This window comes from Pseudomonas sp. KH_021, from assembly GCF_057838865.1.
This window is the reverse complement of sequence record NZ_CM174477.1, coordinates 3,929,532-3,946,076: the sequence shown is the minus strand read 5'-3', so window position 1 is coordinate 3,946,076 and position 16,545 is coordinate 3,929,532. Positions and strand designations below refer to the sequence as shown.

15 protein-coding genes are annotated in these 16,545 nt (G+C 60.9%); 7 read left to right on the top strand and 8 right to left on the bottom strand.

Annotated elements, in window-relative coordinates; genetic code table 11:
- Positions 1-68: 68 nt before the first annotated feature.
- The 6 genes from AC3IX4_RS18160 to AC3IX4_RS18135 form a co-directional block, all read right to left on the bottom strand.
- Positions 69-1,637: a long-chain-fatty-acid--CoA ligase gene (locus tag AC3IX4_RS18160; protein WP_489256791.1), complete on the bottom strand. Its 1,569-nt coding sequence runs from the start codon at positions 1,635-1,637 to the stop codon at positions 69-71.
- A gap of 123 nt (positions 1,638-1,760) precedes the next feature.
- The gene (locus AC3IX4_RS18155; RefSeq protein ID WP_489256790.1) at positions 1,761-2,591 is read right to left on the bottom strand and encodes an SDR family NAD(P)-dependent oxidoreductase; all 831 of its coding nucleotides are present in this window, start codon (positions 2,589-2,591) and stop codon (positions 1,761-1,763) included.
- 33 nt (positions 2,592-2,624) lie between these two features.
- A complete protein-coding gene (locus AC3IX4_RS18150) occupies positions 2,625-3,041 on the bottom strand; it encodes a MaoC family dehydratase (protein ID WP_489256789.1) in 417 nt (138 codons plus the stop codon).
- A 9-nt stretch (positions 3,042-3,050) separates the two neighbouring features.
- Positions 3,051-3,488: a MaoC family dehydratase N-terminal domain-containing protein gene (locus tag AC3IX4_RS18145; RefSeq protein WP_489256788.1), complete on the bottom strand. Its 438-nt coding sequence runs from the start codon at positions 3,486-3,488 to the stop codon at positions 3,051-3,053.
- 57 nt (positions 3,489-3,545) lie between these two features.
- Entirely contained in the window at positions 3,546-4,733 is a 1,188-nt protein-coding gene (locus AC3IX4_RS18140; protein ID WP_489256787.1) for a lipid-transfer protein, read from the bottom strand.
- A 29-nt stretch (positions 4,734-4,762) separates the two neighbouring features.
- Positions 4,763-5,902 (bottom strand): acyl-CoA dehydrogenase family protein, encoded by a 1,140-nt coding sequence (locus AC3IX4_RS18135; protein WP_489256786.1) that lies wholly within the window; start codon positions 5,900-5,902, stop codon positions 4,763-4,765.
- Positions 5,903-6,185: 283 nt separating this feature from the next.
- On the opposite strand from AC3IX4_RS18135, the gene AC3IX4_RS18130 reads away from it, so the two are divergent.
- The 6 genes from AC3IX4_RS18130 (at position 6,186) to AC3IX4_RS18105 (ending at position 13,770) form a co-directional block, all read left to right on the top strand.
- On the top strand, positions 6,186-7,898 hold the full coding sequence (locus AC3IX4_RS18130) for a hypothetical protein (RefSeq protein WP_489256785.1): 1,713 nt from the start codon (positions 6,186-6,188) through the stop codon (positions 7,896-7,898).
- Between the two features lie 77 nt (positions 7,899-7,975).
- The gene (locus tag AC3IX4_RS18125) at positions 7,976-9,388 is read left to right on the top strand and encodes a coniferyl aldehyde dehydrogenase (protein ID WP_489256784.1); all 1,413 of its coding nucleotides are present in this window, start codon (positions 7,976-7,978) and stop codon (positions 9,386-9,388) included.
- Between the two features lie 186 nt (positions 9,389-9,574).
- Positions 9,575-10,660: a Zn-dependent alcohol dehydrogenase gene (locus tag AC3IX4_RS18120; RefSeq protein WP_489256783.1), complete on the top strand. Its 1,086-nt coding sequence runs from the start codon at positions 9,575-9,577 to the stop codon at positions 10,658-10,660.
- A gap of 89 nt (positions 10,661-10,749) precedes the next feature.
- The gene (locus AC3IX4_RS18115) at positions 10,750-11,859 is read left to right on the top strand and encodes a CaiB/BaiF CoA transferase family protein (RefSeq protein ID WP_489256782.1); all 1,110 of its coding nucleotides are present in this window, start codon (positions 10,750-10,752) and stop codon (positions 11,857-11,859) included.
- A 276-nt stretch (positions 11,860-12,135) separates the two neighbouring features.
- On the top strand, positions 12,136-12,927 hold the full coding sequence (locus AC3IX4_RS18110; RefSeq protein ID WP_489256781.1) for an SDR family oxidoreductase: 792 nt from the start codon (positions 12,136-12,138) through the stop codon (positions 12,925-12,927).
- A gap of 63 nt (positions 12,928-12,990) precedes the next feature.
- Positions 12,991-13,770 (top strand): enoyl-CoA hydratase-related protein, encoded by a 780-nt coding sequence (locus tag AC3IX4_RS18105; RefSeq protein WP_489256780.1) that lies wholly within the window; start codon positions 12,991-12,993, stop codon positions 13,768-13,770.
- Between the two features lie 40 nt (positions 13,771-13,810).
- Here the strand turns inward: AC3IX4_RS18105 and AC3IX4_RS18100 are convergent, their stop codons facing one another.
- Both AC3IX4_RS18100 and AC3IX4_RS18095 read right to left on the bottom strand, forming a co-directional pair.
- Positions 13,811-14,458: a TetR/AcrR family transcriptional regulator gene (locus AC3IX4_RS18100; protein ID WP_489256779.1), complete on the bottom strand. Its 648-nt coding sequence runs from the start codon at positions 14,456-14,458 to the stop codon at positions 13,811-13,813.
- Positions 14,459-14,468: 10 nt separating this feature from the next.
- Positions 14,469-15,257 carry an enoyl-CoA hydratase/isomerase family protein gene (locus AC3IX4_RS18095; protein WP_489256778.1) on the bottom strand — a complete coding sequence of 263 codons (789 nt, stop codon included), beginning with the start codon at positions 15,255-15,257 and terminating at the stop codon, positions 14,469-14,471.
- Positions 15,258-15,399: 142 nt separating this feature from the next.
- Here AC3IX4_RS18095 and AC3IX4_RS18090 point away from each other — a divergent pair, with 142 nt between their 5' ends.
- Entirely contained in the window at positions 15,400-16,542 is a 1,143-nt protein-coding gene (locus AC3IX4_RS18090) for an acyl-CoA dehydrogenase family protein (protein WP_489256777.1), read from the top strand.
- Positions 16,543-16,545 lie beyond the last annotated feature (3 nt).

The following is a 16,545-nucleotide window of genomic DNA, read 5'->3' as shown; positions in this document are numbered from 1 at the left end:
CGGCAAGGCTGGCTCCTACGCCATTGTGATGCGCCAGCGGGAGTTATTGATCCCACTGGCATCGGGCATCAGTTGACATTGCTCAGGCGATTTTCCCAGAACGGTTTGCGCAGTTCGTTTTTCAGTACCTTGCCGACGCTGGACATCGGCAAGGACGCGCGAAACTCGATACTGCGCGGCACCTTGTAGCCGGCAATTTTTTCACGGCAATGCGCGACGACTTCATCTTCGGTCACACGGGTGCCGGGCTTGAGTACGATCACGGCATGCACCGTTTCCCCCCATTTATCGCTAGGGATGCCAATCACTGCGGCCTGGGCAACGTCCGGATGGCAGACAATGGCGTTCTCGACCTCGGCGGTGAAGATGTTCTCCCCACCGCTGACGACCATATCCTTGAGGCGGTCGCAGATATAGATGAAGCCATCGGCGTCCATGTAGCCGCCGTCACCGGTATGCATCCAGCCGCCTCGCAACGCTTCGGCGGTGGCCTCGGGCTTGTTCCAGTAGCCGAGCATGACGTTCGGTCCGCGCACCAGGATTTCGCCGACTGTGCCGCGCGGTACTTCACGGTCCTCGACATCGGCGATGCGGATTTCCACGCAGCTGATTGGCAGCCCGGCCGAATACATCTTGCCGCTGCGCTGATGCTCCTCGCAGTGGTATTCGGCGCCAAGCATGGTGATCCCGGGCGCCATTTCGGTCATGCCATAGCCTTGGGCGAACTGGGCCGCCGGGAAGGTCTGACGGGCGTGGTCGAGCAGGGCGGGCGTGATAGCCGAGGCGGCGTAAGTGATTTCCCGAAGCGAGCTCAGGTCCAAAGCCGTGTTGGCCGGATTTGTCTGGCGACAGTCGAGCAGCATCTGCAGCATGGTCGGCGCCAGCAGGGTGTCGGTGGCCTGCTCCTGGCTAATCTGTTCGAGCACATCCTGCGGCTTGAAGGTCGGCAGCACAATATGCGAACCACCACTGGTGAACAGCACGACCATGGCGGCCAGGTCAGCCAGGTGGAACATCGGCATGGCATGCAGGTAGCGCGTATGCGCGCCATACCCCACCCGATCCTGGTTGGCCAGGGCGGAGATGCCGATGTTGTTGTGGCTGAGCATGACGCCTTTGGGGAAACCAGTGGTGCCGCCGGTGTAGAAAATTCCCAGCAGGGAGTCACCGCAACGGTGTGCGTCCTCCACCGGTTCATTCTCGGCGATCAGGGTTTCGTAGTTGAGCATGCCGTCGGGCGTTTCGCCGTCGCCGGCATAGATCACCCAGCGGATGCTCTTGGCCTCGACGGCCACCTGGGCCCCCAATGTGTGGAAGGCGTCATCGACGATCAACACGCAGGTTTGCGAGTCATCCAGTGAATAGACGATTTCTGCCGCGCTCCAGCGGATATTCACCGGATTGAGCACGGCATCGGCCCATGGCACCACCTGGTAGTACTCGATGTAGCGTTGCGAGTTGAGCGAGAGCATCGCCACACGCTCACCACTGGCCACGCCCAGGCGTTTGAGCGCGCCAGCCAGCCGGGCAACGCGATCACCCAATTGAGCGAAGGTCAGACTACGGCCCTGATAACGAATTGCCGTGGCATTGGGGCGTTGCTGCCGATGGCGCTGTAGCCCTTGGGTCATGTACATCGAAACCTCCAATCTTGTTTTTGTCGAGAGTCTATTGGCGAGGTGTCTGCATGCCGTGATCTCATTGACCGGGCATTCTTCCAACCTTGGGAGGGACGAGTGCCCGGGGAATTTCACGACCGCTTAAAGGTTGCCGTAGCCACCGCCACAGACCAGGGCCTGACCGGTCACGTAGTCGGCTTCCGGCAGGCAAAGCATCACCACCGAACCCGCCGCTTCTTGCGCCGTGCCCGGACGACCCAGAGGAATGGCAGAGCTGGCGCTATCGAGGCGTTCTTGTTGTACGCCGACCTTGATTTCACGACCTTCGATGTTGACGGTCTTGCTCTCGTTTCCGGCCAGCGGCTGGGTCAGGCGGGTTTCGATGAAGCCGAAGGCCACGGCGTTGACGTTGACCTTCAAACGGCCCCACTCCTTGGCCAGGGTTTTGGTCATGCCGACGATGCCGGCCTTGGCTGCGGAGTAGTTGGATTGACCGGCGTTGCCGCCAGCGGCAACCGAGGAAATGTTGACGATTTTGCGGAACACTTCGCGACCTTCGGCGGCGTCTTTTTTGGCCTGGGCGCTGATGATCGGCTGAGCCGCACGCAGGATGCGGAACGGTGCGGTCAGGTGGCAGTCGATGATCGCGTACCACTGTTCATCGGTCATTTTCTGGATGACGTTGTCCCAGGTGTAACCGGCGTTGTTGATGATGATGTCGACGGCACCGTAATTCTGTACTGCGGTTTGTACGAAACGATCGGCGAAGTCGACGGCGGTGACGCTACCGACACAGGCCACGGCTTCGCCACCCGCTTCACGAATCTCGGCGACGACTTCTTCGGCCGGGGCCGCATCGAGGTCGTTGACCACGACCTTGGCACCATAGGCTGCCAGTTGCAGAGCGACGCTACGACCGATACCACGACCGGAACCGGTGACCAGGGCGACTTTACCTTCAAGTTTTTTCATTGTGTTGTTCCTGAGAGTGTGTGGGTTGAGTCATCAAGCGAGGGCGACGACGGCTTCGCCGGCCAATTTCTCTTCGCCATGCTGGTTGGCACAGCGAATCGCCAGGCGCACCCGCTGCTCGCCGGCCTCGAAGAACTTCTCGATGATCGTGCCGGTGCAGGTTGGTATGTGGCCGAGTTGAGTGATTCCTGTGAAACGGACCGACAGGCTGCGCACCTGGCTCTGCGCAACCCAACCTGTCAGTAGGCGACCGAGGTAGGCCGCGGACAACATGCCATGGGCGAACACATCGGGCATCCGCGACTTGCGGGCGAAGTCGAGGTCGACGTGGATCGGGTTGTGATCACCTGAGGCGCCGCAATACAGGGCGAGGGTGGTGCGGTTGACCGGCTGCAACTTGAGCAGCGGGATCTCGTCACCGACCTGGATATCGGAAAACTGAACGCTCATGACGACTCCTTAGCGCTGCACAAGGGAGGAGCGGACATCGGCGATGTGCTCGCCATCCTGATTGGTTACCCGGGCCTCCATGACCACGAACTGCAGGGCGCCGCCTTTCTTTTCGTAGATGTCGCAGATGCAACCGTCGAACGTCAGCACATCTGCGGCGTAGGCCATCTTGTGGTAAACGAAGGACTGCTCGGCGTGAAGGACCCGGCCCAGGTCAAAGCCGACCAGGTTGAGCAGTTCCACCGTGTTCCGGCCTTCGCTTTCCAGGCACTTGAGGAAGGTGGGAGGTACCGGCAAGGATTTGTGGCCGGCAGCCTTCGCGGCGGCTTCATCGGTATAGACCGGGTCGGTTTCGCCGATGGCTTTGGCGAAGAGGCGCAGGCGACCCTTTTCAACATCGACGCTGAACACGCCGGTTTTGTGCCCAATCAGATTTTTGTCTGCCATGTTCACTTGGCTCCTGTGTGAGAACGAGCGCCTTCACAAGGCGCGCGAGCGGGGCGATCAGTTCTTGCCAAACAGCGTGACGACGCAGGCGCCACCCAGACCCAGGTTGTGCTGCAGGGCGATCCGAACACCTTCCACTTGGCGCTTGTCGGCGGTGCCGCGCAGCTGATGGGTCAGCTCATAGCATTGGGCAAGACCGGTCGCGCCCAGCGGGTGGCCCTTGGAGAGCAGACCGCCGGACGGGTTGGTCACGACCTGGCCGCCGTAGGTGTTGTCGCCATCGAGAATGAAACGTTCGGCGCCGCCGATCGGGCATAGCCCCAGGGCTTCATAGGTCAGGAGTTCGTTGTGGGCGAAGCAGTCATGCAACTCGACCACGCGGATGTCCTCAGGGCCGATGCCGGCTTTTTCGTAGACCTGGCTCGCGGCAGCCTGGGCCATGTGAAAACCGGCGAAGCTGATCATCGAGGGTGGATCGAAAGACTCGACCACGTCCGTGGTCATCGACTGGGCCAGGATCGCCACGTCGCTGCGCAGGCCGTGTTTCTTGGCAAAGGCTTCGCTGCAGACGATCGCTGCGGCGCCACCGCAGGTCGGCGGGCACGCCATCAGACGGGTCATGACGCCGGGCCAGATGAGCTTGTCGTTCATCACCTCTTCGGTGCTCACCACGTTCTTGAACAGCGCCAGCGGGTTGTTGGCGGCATGGCGGCTGGCCTTGGCGCGGATTGCGGCAAAGGCTTCCATCGTGGTGCCGTAGCGTTGCATGTGCTCGCGACCGGCACCGCCGAAACCACGCAGGGCCTGAGGTACGTCCGCGGCATCAGCGGTGAGCGACTCGAGTACGTGCATGAAGCGTGCACGGGGACGTGGACGGTCATCCCAATGCGATCGCAGCGCACCGGCTTGCATCTGCTCGAAGCCCAACGCCAGGGCGCAATCGACCTGACCGCTGGCCACGGCGGCACGGGCCAGATACAGGGCGGTGGAACCGGTGGAGCAGTTGTTGTTGACGTTGACCACCGGAATACCGGTCAGGCCCACCTCGTAAAGGGCGGTCTGGCCACTGGTGGAGTCGCCGAACACGTAGCCGGTAAAGGCCATCTGGATTTTGTCGTAGCCAAGGCCGGCATCCTTCAGTGCAAGGCGCAGCGCCTCTGCGCCCATCTCGGTGTAGCTCGGGCTTGCGCCCGGCTTGCTGAACGGAATCATGCCGACGCCGGCGACGATAACTTTATCGCTCATGTCTTGGGTCTCGGTAGAAGAAGAGGGGATTACAGTTTGCGAGCGATCAATTCGCGCTGGACTTCGTTGGTACCACCGAAGACGCGGGATATGCGCAGGTCAACAAAGGCGCGAGCAATCGGGTACTCGAGCATGTAGCCGTAACCACCGTGCAACTGGACCATGTCGTCCAGGTGCTTCCACAGGGTCTCGGTGGCGAACAATTTGGCGATGGCGGCTTCTTCCACGGTCAGCTTGCGACGCATGTGTTCGCTGATGTAGTAATCGACCATGGTGCGTACCGCGACCGAGGCGGCCTTGGCATCGGCCAGTTTGAATTTGGTGTTCTGGAAATCCCACACCGACTGGCCGAAGGCCTTGCGATCCTTGACGTACTCGATGGTCTGCTCAAGCAGACGCTCCAGGCGAATCGCGGCGTAGACGGCGATACCCAGTCGCTCCTGCGGCAGCTCCTGCATCATGTAGACAAAGCCTTTGCCTTCCTCGCCCAGCAGGTTGCTGACGGGTACGCGCACGTCGTCGAAGAACATTTCGGCAGTGTCCGAGGCACGCTGGCCGACCTTGTCGAGCTTGCGGCCTCGACGGAAGCCTTCGCGGGTGGCTTCCACCATGATCAGGCTGATGCCTTTGGAACCCGCCGTCAGATCGGTCCGGCAGGCCAGCAGAATCATGTCGCAGTTCAGGCCATTGCTGATGAACGTCTTGCTGCCGTTGATGACATATTCGTCGCCATCGCGGATCGCGGTGGTGCGCGCAGCCTTCAGGTCACTGCCGCTGCCTGGCTCGGTCATGCCGAGGGCCAGGATGGTTTCGCCTCTGCAGATGCTCGGCAGCCAGCGATGCTTTTGCTCCTCGGTGCCGATACGCAAGATGTACGGCGCAATGATGTCCGAGTGCAGGCCGAAGCTGACGCCGGAGACACCCGCGCGGTGCATCTCCTCGTTAATCACGGTCCCGTGGCCGAAGTCACCGCCGCCACCGCCATATTCCTCAGGAATCATGGTGCACAACAAACCTTCGCGACCGGCTTTCAGCCAGGTCGCGCGGTCGACTTTACCGGCCTCGTCCCATTCGGCCTGGCGGGGGACGCATTCGCGCTCGAAGAAGCGGCGGGCGGTTTCGCGGAGCATTTCATGGTCTTCGCGGAAGACGGATCGTTGAATGTGCATTACGGACTCCAGTGTCTGTAAAAGGATCGGCAAGCGACTCAAGGGGGGAGTCAAGTGTCCGAGGGACTGGAGGAATGCTGCCGGGGTGCCTGTCGCAGCATCCCTCCCCGCAGTGGGGGGGTGAGGAATTTGCCCATCGGGCAGGGGAGTGCTTTTCAGCAGTGCCCTACTCATTGTGGGGGGGGTAGTGAGTGAGACGGGCTTCGTAGGCTCTGCGTTGCTGGTGTCGTTCCAGCGCGGTTAGCGCTTGGGCACCGAGTTCATTCCCTCAAGGAGTTCCACAATGAGACGCATAACAATCACAACATGTCGCTTCGCACGAGTGGGGGCGGGCCTGGCATTGGCCGGTTTGTCCGCCATGGCGGCTGCCCAGTCTGCACCGCCCATGAACCCTTATCTGGCTCAATCCTTCAGCAACCAGTCCCATTGGAACAGCGCGCAGACGGACAGCACAGAGATTGCCGTGCCCCGTGGCTCCTTTGAGCTGACACCGGAATCGGTGACTTACCTGCCAAGCGATTCCGTCGGCATGCCGCATTTAGTCGACAAGGTCGGTGGCACCATGGTGACGTGGTGGTGGTCCGGCCTTGGCCTGCGCAAGTACAACAGCGTCGATGGCAAGTTGGTCGAAGTGGCACGCACCGAAATGCCGCTGAAGTTGCCGGGCTTTGAAAAGGTCAGCGACGATCAACGTCTGAAGCAGACCGAAGAGGTCCAGCGGTTGCTCGACAACAAGGATGAAAAGGGCTTGCTCGACTACATGCGCACGCAGCCGAACCGGATGATTAGTAGCATCACGGATCAGCTTCGTGGCGGCGCCCTCTATGCGATGTTGACCCGCGATGATGGCTTCATTGGTGCCGGTGGCCGGCAGATTTACCGCGTTGATCAACTCGATCCGAAAAAACCTGCCTCGGGCATGGGTGCGCCGTTGGTCCGTGTGCTGCCGGAGGCGCTGTACGACAACGAGAAGGTCAAGCGTGGCACTGACTTCCCTGCCGATTTCAACCTTGGCATGGGGATGACCTTCAACGGCTTCATGGTGCTCAATACCGTCGGCGGCAAGGTGATCACCCTCGACCCGAAAACCCTGGAGATCGTCGACACCTATGCCGTCGATGGCGCGGACGAATTGTTCCTCAACGGTTTTGCCAATGGTGATGAGGCGGGTGGTGGCGCGGTCTATGTAGCCTCGAACCAGAACATGTATCGCCTGGTGGTCGATGCCAAGGGCAAGATCCACAGCGACGAGGCCAGCGGTGCCTGGAAAGCCGCTTATGACCGCGGCATACGCATCTCCGCCTTGAAAGTCGCTGACGGTACGGGCTCGACACCGACCCTGATGGGCTTCGGGCCGGACGAAGACAAGCTGGTGGTGATCACCGACGGCGCGCAGAAAATGCGTCTGGTGGCCTTCTGGCGCGACCAACTGCCGGCTGGCTGGAAGCAGAAGCCCGGCACGCTGTCGGCACGTATCGCCGACCAGCTGCATGTGGACATGGGCGCGGACGTCGAGACCGTGCAGTCCGAGCAGTCGGTGTCGACCTATGGCGACTATGCCTTTGTGGTCAACAACATCATCAGCAAGGATGCCCCTTACCTGGCGCGTGACAATTACTACGTGAGCATGCTCAACGGTGCCACGCGTCCCGGGCCCAAAGGTGTCTCCATGCTGAAGTGGGACCAGAAGAACGATGGGTGGAAACAGCTGTGGATGCGCAACGACGTGTCGTCGATATCGTCGGTGCCGATGATCAGTGGTGGCGGCCGGATGGCGATCATTGATGGCTACTTCACCCGCGACTGGAATGACCGCTACCACATCGGCATGGACCTGGACAGTGGCGACACCGTGTTGAAGATCCATACCGGCAGCGACCCGCGCTTCAATGGCATGTATTCGGCGATCAAGGTCAATGAATCCGGTGCCATTCAGTACGGCATGGCCTTCGGCCTGGTCCGTCTGGATACCACCAAAATGAAGAAAGTCGATTGACCAGCGTCGGCGCGGGACCCGTGCCCGCGCCGAGCTCAATGGTCGCAAAGACCCACAATGAGAAGGTACAACCTCCAATGAGCACGATCGAAACTCCCGAAGTGGAGCGCATGCGTGGGATCCTCGCCCTGCAGCGCACGGCTTATCTGTCGAATGACATCTGGAGCGCCGAGCAGCGCTGCGAATTGTTCGATCGCCTGATCGGCATGCTGGTTGAGTACAAACAGGAAATCGTTGAAGCGGTGGCGGCCGATTTCGGTCATCGCAGCCACGACCTGACGCGCATCGTTGACCTGTTGGGCCCACTCTCGGCGCTGAAGAAAACCAGGGCCAGAATTGCCGAGTGGATGCAACCCGAACAGCGTGCCGCCGACCGTGGCGAGGCCTGGATCCAGTACCAGCCGTTGGGCGTGGTGGGCATCGTCACCGCCTGGAACTTCCCGGTAGGCATGGTTATCCAGGGGCTGGCCAGTGCGCTGTCGGCCGGCAACCGGGCGATGGTCAAGGTTTCCGAGCTGAACCCCAAGTGCGCCGAACTGATGCAGCGGATGTTCAGCGCCACCTTCGCCGAGGACGAGATTGCCATCGTCACCGGTGACGCCGAGGTCGGCCAGGCGTTCTGCAGCCTGCCATTCGACCATCTGTTGTTCACCGGTGCCAGCAGCGTTGGCAAACATGTGATGCGCGCCGCTGCCGAGAACCTGGTACCGGTTACCTTGGAGCTGGGTGGTAAGTCGCCAACCATCGTGTCGCGTTCCGCCGATCTGAAGGCCGCTGCGAGCAAGATCATGGCCGGCAAATTGTTAAATGCCGGTCAGGTCTGCCTGGCGCCGGATCATGTGTTTGTTCCCGAAGAGGCGATGGAGGATTTCATCGCGCAAGCCAGAGTGGCGGTCGCCAAGCTCTATCCGAGCCTCAAGGACAACCCGGATTACACCTCGGTGATCAATGGCCGCCACTTCGACCGCCTGCAAGGCTACCTTGCCGAGGCCCGTGCGGCTGGCGTGGAGTTGATCGAGGTGAACCCCGTGGATGAAGACTTCTCCGACCAGCCTCATCACAAGATGATCCCGACCTTGCTGTGCAATCCGGGGGACGAGCTGAAGATCATGCAGGACGAGATCTTCGGCCCGCTGTTGCCGATCAAGCCTTACAAGGACATGCGCGAGGTGGTGGCCTACATCAACGCTCATCCGCGTCCGCTGGGGCTGTACTACTTCGGCAACGATGCAGCTGAGGAGCAGTTTGTCCTCGAGCGCACCGTCTCGGGTGGGGTGACGATCAATAATGTGGCGCTCCACTCCAGTGTGGACAGCCTGCCCTTCGGCGGGGTCGGCAACAGCGGCATGGGCAGTTATCTGGGGCATCAGGGCTTTATCACCTTCAGCCATCCGAAGCCGGTACTGCGCGCAGCAGAGGGGCCGGACATCACCCGTCCACCCTTCACCGAGCAGGTGCGGCAGATGGTTGACGCGATGATCAAGCGTTAAGCCGTGCAGGTGTAGCGCTCACCGGTGAGAACCGGTGGGCGCCTTGTCTTCGAACACGTCCATGAACGTGGTGCTGCCGAAGTGGTGCGTACCAGGCCGCGGCTGCAACCGGTTTGCTTGTTCAGCCATAACGTGAACGGCCTGATCGATCACGCCAATAAAACAAAAAATTTATCGAGGTCAATCATGAAAGCTGCCGTTTTCCATACACCGGGTTCCCCGCTGATCATCGAGGACGTCGGGATCAGCAAGCCGGGCCCGCGCGAAGTGTTGGTGCGCACTGTCGCTGTTGGTGTTTGTCATTCGGACTTGCATATCGTCGACGGGATGTACCCGCATCCCGCGCCTGTGGTGCTCGGTCACGAGGCTGCCGGTATCGTCGAGCAGGTGGGCTCGGACGTACGTACCGTCAAACCCGGTGATCATGTGGTCACTTGCCTGTCGGTCTATTGCGGCCACTGCGCCCATTGCGTCACCGGCCACCTGTCGCTGTGCGTCTCGCCGGAAACCCGCCGCAGCAAGGGCGACGAGCCGCGCCTGACTTACATACAAAAGCCCATGCCGCAATTTGCCAACCTGTCTGCCTATGCCGAACAGATGCTGGTTCATGAGCATGCGCTGGTTGCCATCCGCCGTGACATGCCACTAGACCGCGCCGCGCTGCTCGGTTGCGCCGTCACCACGGGCACCGGTGCGGTATTCAATACCGCCAAAGTACGCCCCGGCGAGACCGTGGCTGTTCTGGGCTGCGGCGGCATCGGCCTGGCCGCTATCAATGGCGCGGTACTGGCCGGTGCCGGCCGCATCATTGCCATCGACATGCTCGACTCGAAGCTGGAGCTGGCCAGGCAGTTTGGTGCCACTGATGTCATCAACGCCAGTAATGGCGATACGGTACAACAGGTGATCGAGCTGGCCAGGGGCGGTGTCGATCACTCGTTCGAGTGCATCGGCCTCAAGCAGACGGCCGAGCAGGCATTCGGCATGCTCAAACGCGGCGGTTGCGCCACGATCATCGGCATGATGAAGCCGGGAACGAAGCTTGAGCTCGACCCTTTCCAGCTTCTGCAAGAGCGCCGCATTCAAGGGTCGATGATGGGCTCCAATCGCTTCCCGGTCGATCTGCCGAGCCTCACCGATTTCTACATGCAGGGTCGACTCAAACTCGACGAAATGATTTCGCAGCGCATCAAGCTGGAAGACATCAATGTGGCCTTCGACGAGATGCGACGTGGCGAACTGGCGCGGTCGGTGATCGTCTTCGATCAATGAGTTGCGGGTGAACAATCGGGCGAGGCTTCGCACGTAGACGTGCTCTGGCCTCGCCTCGCATAGCAATCTGACGAGAAAAGAGAATGCCCATGCTTGGCGACATCAAAGTTGTAGAAATTTGCGGCCTCGGCCCGGGGCCGTTTTGCGCCATGCACTTGGCAGATCTGGGGGCGCAGGTCATTGCCGTTGAGCGCGGTGATCCCACGTCTATTACAGGCGAGAAGCAAGCCTCGAAAAGCGCGATGAATCGTGGCAAACGCTCCGTCATAGCCGATCTGCAAACGCCTGAGGGCCGCGAGGTCGTACTTAAACTGATCGACAGCGCGGACGCGTTGATCGAAGGCATGCGCCCAGGGGTGATGGAGCGCCTCGGGTTAGGGCCAGAGGTGCTGCTGGCACGCAACCCGAAGCTGGTCTACGGGCGTATGACGGGCTGGGGCCAAAGTGGCCCGATGGCACACGCGGCAGGCCACGACAACAACTACATCTCGCTGTCTGGGGCGATGTACTACTGCGGCACTGAGGGCGAAGCACCGTCTTCGCCCATCACGTTGATCGGCGACATTGGTGGCGGGGCACTCTATCTCGCGGTCGGTCTGCTGGCTGGCATCCTCAATGCGCGCGCTACGGGTAAAGGCACAGTGGTCGATGCAGCGATCGTCGACGGATCGGCGCACATGATGCAGCTGCTGATGTCGATAGCTTCCCGCGGGGGAGTTCAAGAGCAGCGAGGCAAGAGCATGCATGATGGCTCCCATTTCTACGCCACTTATTGCTGCTCTGATGGTCGCTACATTTCCCTGGGGGCGATAGAGCCACAGTTCTATGCGCTGCTGCTGGAAAAGCTGGGCCTCGTCGACGACCCTCGCTTCGCCAAGCAAAGGGATAAGAGTCGCTGGGGCGAAATGCGCGCGGCGTTCGAAGAAATCTTTATCAGCCGTACTCGCGAACAATGGTGCGAAGTCTTCGAAGGTACTGACGTGTGTTTCGCTCCGGTGCTCAGCCCGCGTGAATCTTCCGAGCATCCGCACATGGTCGAGCGAGGCGTGTATTTCGAGCGCGATGGCACATTGCAGGCTCACCCCGCGCCGCGCTTCGATGGTCAAGTGGTGACCCCGAGGGCGACACCGATCCGTGGCGAACATACAGAGCAAGTCATGGCGGCGCTTGATGCCAATAGCGCGGGTCTTTGGTCCTGAGCGCATCGCTATTGAATGTGCCTCCTTGGTCGCATCCGTCACTCGACTACCCACCCACTTCGGGGAGGCATTCAGGGAAGTCGCAAGCACAATAATCGTTGCCAAGCGTCGCGATGCGCCACCCTCTCAGAGATTTCCGCTGACTGAAGCGCGGGTCTATCGACGCCCCCATTCGACCGTGTTTGCGAAACCGGCCGGCAACAAAGGACAAGCAACGGGGTTTGCAATATCACCCTTTAGCTGAACGATCCTACCTAATAGCTCCAAAGGAGACACATGACTACAGTCTTTCGCGAAGATGCCCTGGCGGGCAAGACCGTATTTATCGCAGGCGCGTCGTCCGGCATCAACCTTGGCATCGCGCAGCGCTTCGCGCGCGCAGGCGCCCGGCTGGCGTTGATCAGTCGCGATCCGGAGCGGATCGCGGCAGCAGCGGCCACTATTAACGATGCCGGCGGCAAGGCGATCGGCATTGCCGCTGATGTGCGCAACTACGGCGCCGTAGAAGCTGCCATGACGCAGGCGCGCGATACACTGGGGCCATTCGATGCAGTCATCTCCGGTGCTGCGGGCAATTTCCACGTACCAGCGCTGGACATGTCGCCTAACGCTTTCAAGACCGTCGTCGATATCGACCTGATCGGCACCTTCAATGTATTCCGCGCCTGCTTTGGCTTTCTGCAGGCGCCGGGCGCATCACTGATTGCGATCTCTGCGCCACAGGCCGTACAGCCCAAAATGTTTCAGGCCCACGCATGCGCAGCCAAGGCCGGCGTCAACATGCTGATCAAATGCCTGGCGATGGAGTGGGGCCCGCTCGGCGTGCGCGTGAACGGTATTTCGCCGGGCCCCATCGCTGACACCGAGGGCATGGCCCGGCTCGCTTCCACGCCTGAGAAGCAAGCACGCATCAGGAGCATTCTGGCCCTGCGCGCCTACGGCACTAAGGAAAACATCGCCGATGCCGCGCTGTTCTTGTGCTCGGCTAACGCCAGTTATATCACCGGCACAATCCTCGATTGCGATGGCGGAGCCTTGCTGGGCGACACCTCGGCGTCGATGAGTTGAAAAAACTCGCCTGACTCATCGCTATTTTTCGAAGCGCTCACCTCTTGGCAGGAAAGACACCCCATGACTGAATCAGTGCTCTATCACGCCAGCGAAGGCGTTGCCACCATTACCCTGAACCGCCCTGAGGTGCTCAACGCCCTCAGTCGCGAAATGCGGGAGTCGCTGCGCGAAGCAGTCGAACGTGCGGCGCAAGACGCCACCGTGCGCGCGGTGGTGTTGACGGGTACTGGCCGGGGCTTCTCGTCTGGCTCTGACTTGAGCGCGAAATCCGACCACCCCGCCGTGGACCTCGGCGACTCGCTGCGCGAGCGGCTTAACCCGATTATCCTCGCGCTGCGCAACATGCCCAAACCCGTCATCACCGCAGTCAACGGTGTGGCGGCCGGTGGCGGCATGGGCATCGCGCTGGCGGGGGATATAGTGCTGGCCGGCAAGTCAGCCAGTTTTTTGCAGGCATTCTCGAAGATCGGTTTGGTGCCTGACTGCGGCAGCACCTACTTTCTGCCTCGTAGCGTTGGCGACATGCGTGCCCGCGCACTCGCCATTCTGGCCGAGAAGATTGATGCCGACGAGGCGCAACGCATCGGCCTGGTGTGGAAGGTCTACCCCGACGAAACGCTGCAGGCGGAAGCAGCCAAGTTGGCGAACCATCTTGCCAGCATGCCGACGATGGCCTACGCCCTCCTGAAGCAGGCGCTGAATGCCAGTGTCGGCAACGACCTTGCCACGCAGTTGGAATGGGAAGCCGCGCTGCAGTCACGAGCAGGCCGCACCGAGGACTTTCGCGAAGGCGTGAAGGCCTTCGTCGAGAAGCGATCAGCGCAGTTTAAAGGCTGTTGAACAAGGCGCAAGGCGATGTCCCGGGCAGCGCCGGCAGCAATTAATCGCAGGGCAAGGTCAGCAAGGTCTTGATGAGTCGACGCAGTTGTTTATGCAGCCGTGTCGGGTCAGCCCCCGATGGATCGAGCAGAAGCTGAAGCATCATGCCGCGCATCGTTCCGATCAGCATGGTTGCGGCTGCCAGCGGATCGGTATCGGCATGGATCTCTCCGTTGGCGATGCCGATTTCCACCTGCTTTGCCAGGGCCATCCGCACCGAATTGTTGTACTCGGCAAGTATCGCTGCGGATTCCGACTCAACCGTCACACCCTCCGCCATCAACGCCAGCAAAGCACGGGCGTTGGTCCAATCGGCGTCGTCGCGCAGGAAGTACGCATCGATGTATCCGAGCAAGGTGTCCAACCCTGGCTGGCGCCGGGGTGCCTTGTCCTCGACGACGTCCATGAACCTGGTATTCACGAACCCGGCCAACGCACGCAGCAGGCCGGATTTGCTACCGAAGTGATGCGTTACCAGGCCGCGGCTGTAACCGGCCTGCTGGCCCACCTCGGCCAAGGTGATGCCGATCCAGCCCTTGCGCGCGACGATCTGGCGTGCGGCCTCCAGCATGCATTGTTCGGCTTCGGCGCGTCGTTCCACCTGGGTTCGACGGGTGCTGTTGGGTGTGCTTTGGTCGGGGGTGTCCATGGATGAGTTATCAATTACCGGTGAATTCAGGATCGCGACGCTCGCGCATCGCCTTGTTGCCCTCGGCAAAGTCGTTGGTGAGGACTTGCCACTCTTGCTCGGAGGCCTCGCGGTCGATGATTGCATCCACTGAATCGGCGAGGCCGCTACGTAGTGTTTGGCGACTCGACATGACTGCAAGCGGTGCACTCATGGCGATTTCTTCGGCCAGGGCGCGAGCAGCCTGGCGCTCCTGACCCGGTTCGGCCAGCACGTCCGCCAGGCCGATGCGTACCGCTTGCCTGCCGTCGATACGGCGGCCGGTGGCAATCAACAGGGAGGCCATCTGGAGGCCGACGACGCGCGGCAGCGTAACAGAAATGCCAAACCCCTGGTGCATGCCCAGGCGGTTGAAGTTGGCTGAGAAACGGGCTTTCTCGCTGGTCACGCGGTAGTCGCCCACCAGCGCCAGGCCCAATCCCCCGCCGATGGCGGCACCTTCCACCACCACAATCAGTGGCTTGGCCGTGCGGAACAGGCGCACCGCGTATTTGTACAACTGGCGAGGAAGAATTTTTTCACCGGTCTGTCCCAATCCACTGAAGTCAGCGCCAGCACAGAACGTCTTGCCTTCAGCCTGCAAGACAACGACGCGGCATGCGGGCAACTGGTCCAGATACTCCAGTGCCGCTACCAGATCCATGATCAATTCCTGATCGAAGAAATTCAGTGGCGGACGGCTGAATTCAAGGGTGGCGACATGTCCCTGCAGATCGAGCGTCAGGCCGCGACCAGGAATGAAGGTGGGGAGGGTAGTCATCTGATGCTCCGTATGGGTAGGGAAATGGGCTGGATCGATGGCGCTTGATCCCGTTACGAGAATGCTGATAGCTTATTTGCTTGTTGGCCGACCAGCAAGTTTATTGAGTCGGCCGTTTTCCAACATCACATGAGCAGAGACCATGCAGGCACTCGAAATCAGGCCCTGTAGGCTAGACGCCAAGGCGCAAACGCTACGCGCAGAGGTTCGTGCGTTTCTCGCCGAAGAGCTCAAGCACTATTCACCGGCCGAGCGTGCCAAGGGGCTCGTCGGTCTTGTTCCGGAGTTCACCCGCAAGCTCGGCGAGCGCGGCTGGTTGGGCATGACCTGGCCCAAGCGCTACGGCGGTCACGAACGTAGTGCGCTGGAGCGCTACGTAGTGTTGGAGGAACTGCTCGCGGCAGGCGCACCGGTTGGGGCGCACTGGGTGGCCGAACGCCAGAGCGGTCCGTTGCTGATCAAATTTTCTCCAGAAGTGTTGGCCCCGCAGATCGTCCCGGGTATTACCCGCGGCGAGACATTGCTGGCGATCGGCATGAGTGAGCCCGACGTCGGTTCGGACCTGGCCGCTGTCCGTACTCGCGCGGAAAAAACCGAGGGTGGCTGGATCGTCAACGGCAGCAAGGTCTGGACGTCGGGAGCCCATCTGGCTCACTACATGATCACGCTGCTGCGGACCGGGCCGAAAGAAGAGGACAATCGCCGCGCAGGGCTGTCGCAACTGCTGATCGACCTCAAGGCCACGGGCGTGACCGTGCGCCCGATCTACAACATGCTCGGCGAGCATGATTTCAACGAAGTATTCCTGGAAAACGTCTTTGTTCCCGATGATTTCGTCATCGGTCAGTTGGGCAATGGCTGGCAGCAAGTCACCGCGGAACTGGCATTGGAGCGCAGCGGACCGGAGCGCTACCTGAGCTGCACCCAGTTGTATCTGGCCATGCTCGACGAGGCCGACCCGCAAGACAACCGTCACGCTATCAGCCTCGGCCGCCTGGCGGCACGCTACGCAGCGCTGCGGCAGATGTCGCTGGGCGTCGCTGGCATGCTCGCCCGGGGAGAAAATCCGGCCATCCCGGCGACCGTGGTCAAGGACCAGGGTGCCTTGCTCGAACAGGCTATTCCAGAAGTCGCTCACGATCTGTTCGGTGATCAACGTGAGCCTGGTTCCGACCTCGACCAGGTGATGCGATTCCTGACTCAGAGCGCGCCGTCCTTCTCGTTGCGTGGCGGTACCCGTGAAATTCTGCGCGGCATTATTGCCGGAGGCCTTGGACTGCGATGAATA

Coding starts and splice junctions, on each gene's coding strand:
- AC3IX4_RS18155 (WP_489256790.1), bottom strand. CDS start 2,591: ATGAAAAAACTTGAAGGTAAAGTCGCCCTGGTCACCGGTTCCGGTCGT.
- AC3IX4_RS18105 (WP_489256780.1), top strand. CDS start 12,991: ATGACTGAATCAGTGCTCTATCACGCCAGCGAAGGCGTTGCCACCATT.
- AC3IX4_RS18150 (WP_489256789.1), bottom strand. CDS start 3,041: ATGAGCGTTCAGTTTTCCGATATCCAGGTCGGTGACGAGATCCCGCTG.
- AC3IX4_RS18115 (WP_489256782.1), top strand. CDS start 10,750: ATGCTTGGCGACATCAAAGTTGTAGAAATTTGCGGCCTCGGCCCGGGG.
- AC3IX4_RS18130 (WP_489256785.1), top strand. CDS start 6,186: ATGAGACGCATAACAATCACAACATGTCGCTTCGCACGAGTGGGGGCG.
- AC3IX4_RS18110 (WP_489256781.1), top strand. CDS start 12,136: ATGACTACAGTCTTTCGCGAAGATGCCCTGGCGGGCAAGACCGTATTT.
- AC3IX4_RS18100 (WP_489256779.1), bottom strand. CDS start 14,458: ATGGACACCCCCGACCAAAGCACACCCAACAGCACCCGTCGAACCCAG.
- AC3IX4_RS18090 (WP_489256777.1), top strand. CDS start 15,400: ATGCAGGCACTCGAAATCAGGCCCTGTAGGCTAGACGCCAAGGCGCAA.
- AC3IX4_RS18135 (WP_489256786.1), bottom strand. CDS start 5,902: ATGCACATTCAACGATCCGTCTTCCGCGAAGACCATGAAATGCTCCGC.
- AC3IX4_RS18160 (WP_489256791.1), bottom strand. CDS start 1,637: ATGTACATGACCCAAGGGCTACAGCGCCATCGGCAGCAACGCCCCAAT.
- AC3IX4_RS18095 (WP_489256778.1), bottom strand. CDS start 15,257: ATGACTACCCTCCCCACCTTCATTCCTGGTCGCGGCCTGACGCTCGAT.
- AC3IX4_RS18120 (WP_489256783.1), top strand. CDS start 9,575: ATGAAAGCTGCCGTTTTCCATACACCGGGTTCCCCGCTGATCATCGAG.
- AC3IX4_RS18125 (WP_489256784.1), top strand. CDS start 7,976: ATGAGCACGATCGAAACTCCCGAAGTGGAGCGCATGCGTGGGATCCTC.
- AC3IX4_RS18140 (WP_489256787.1), bottom strand. CDS start 4,733: ATGAGCGATAAAGTTATCGTCGCCGGCGTCGGCATGATTCCGTTCAGC.
- AC3IX4_RS18145 (WP_489256788.1), bottom strand. CDS start 3,488: ATGGCAGACAAAAATCTGATTGGGCACAAAACCGGCGTGTTCAGCGTC.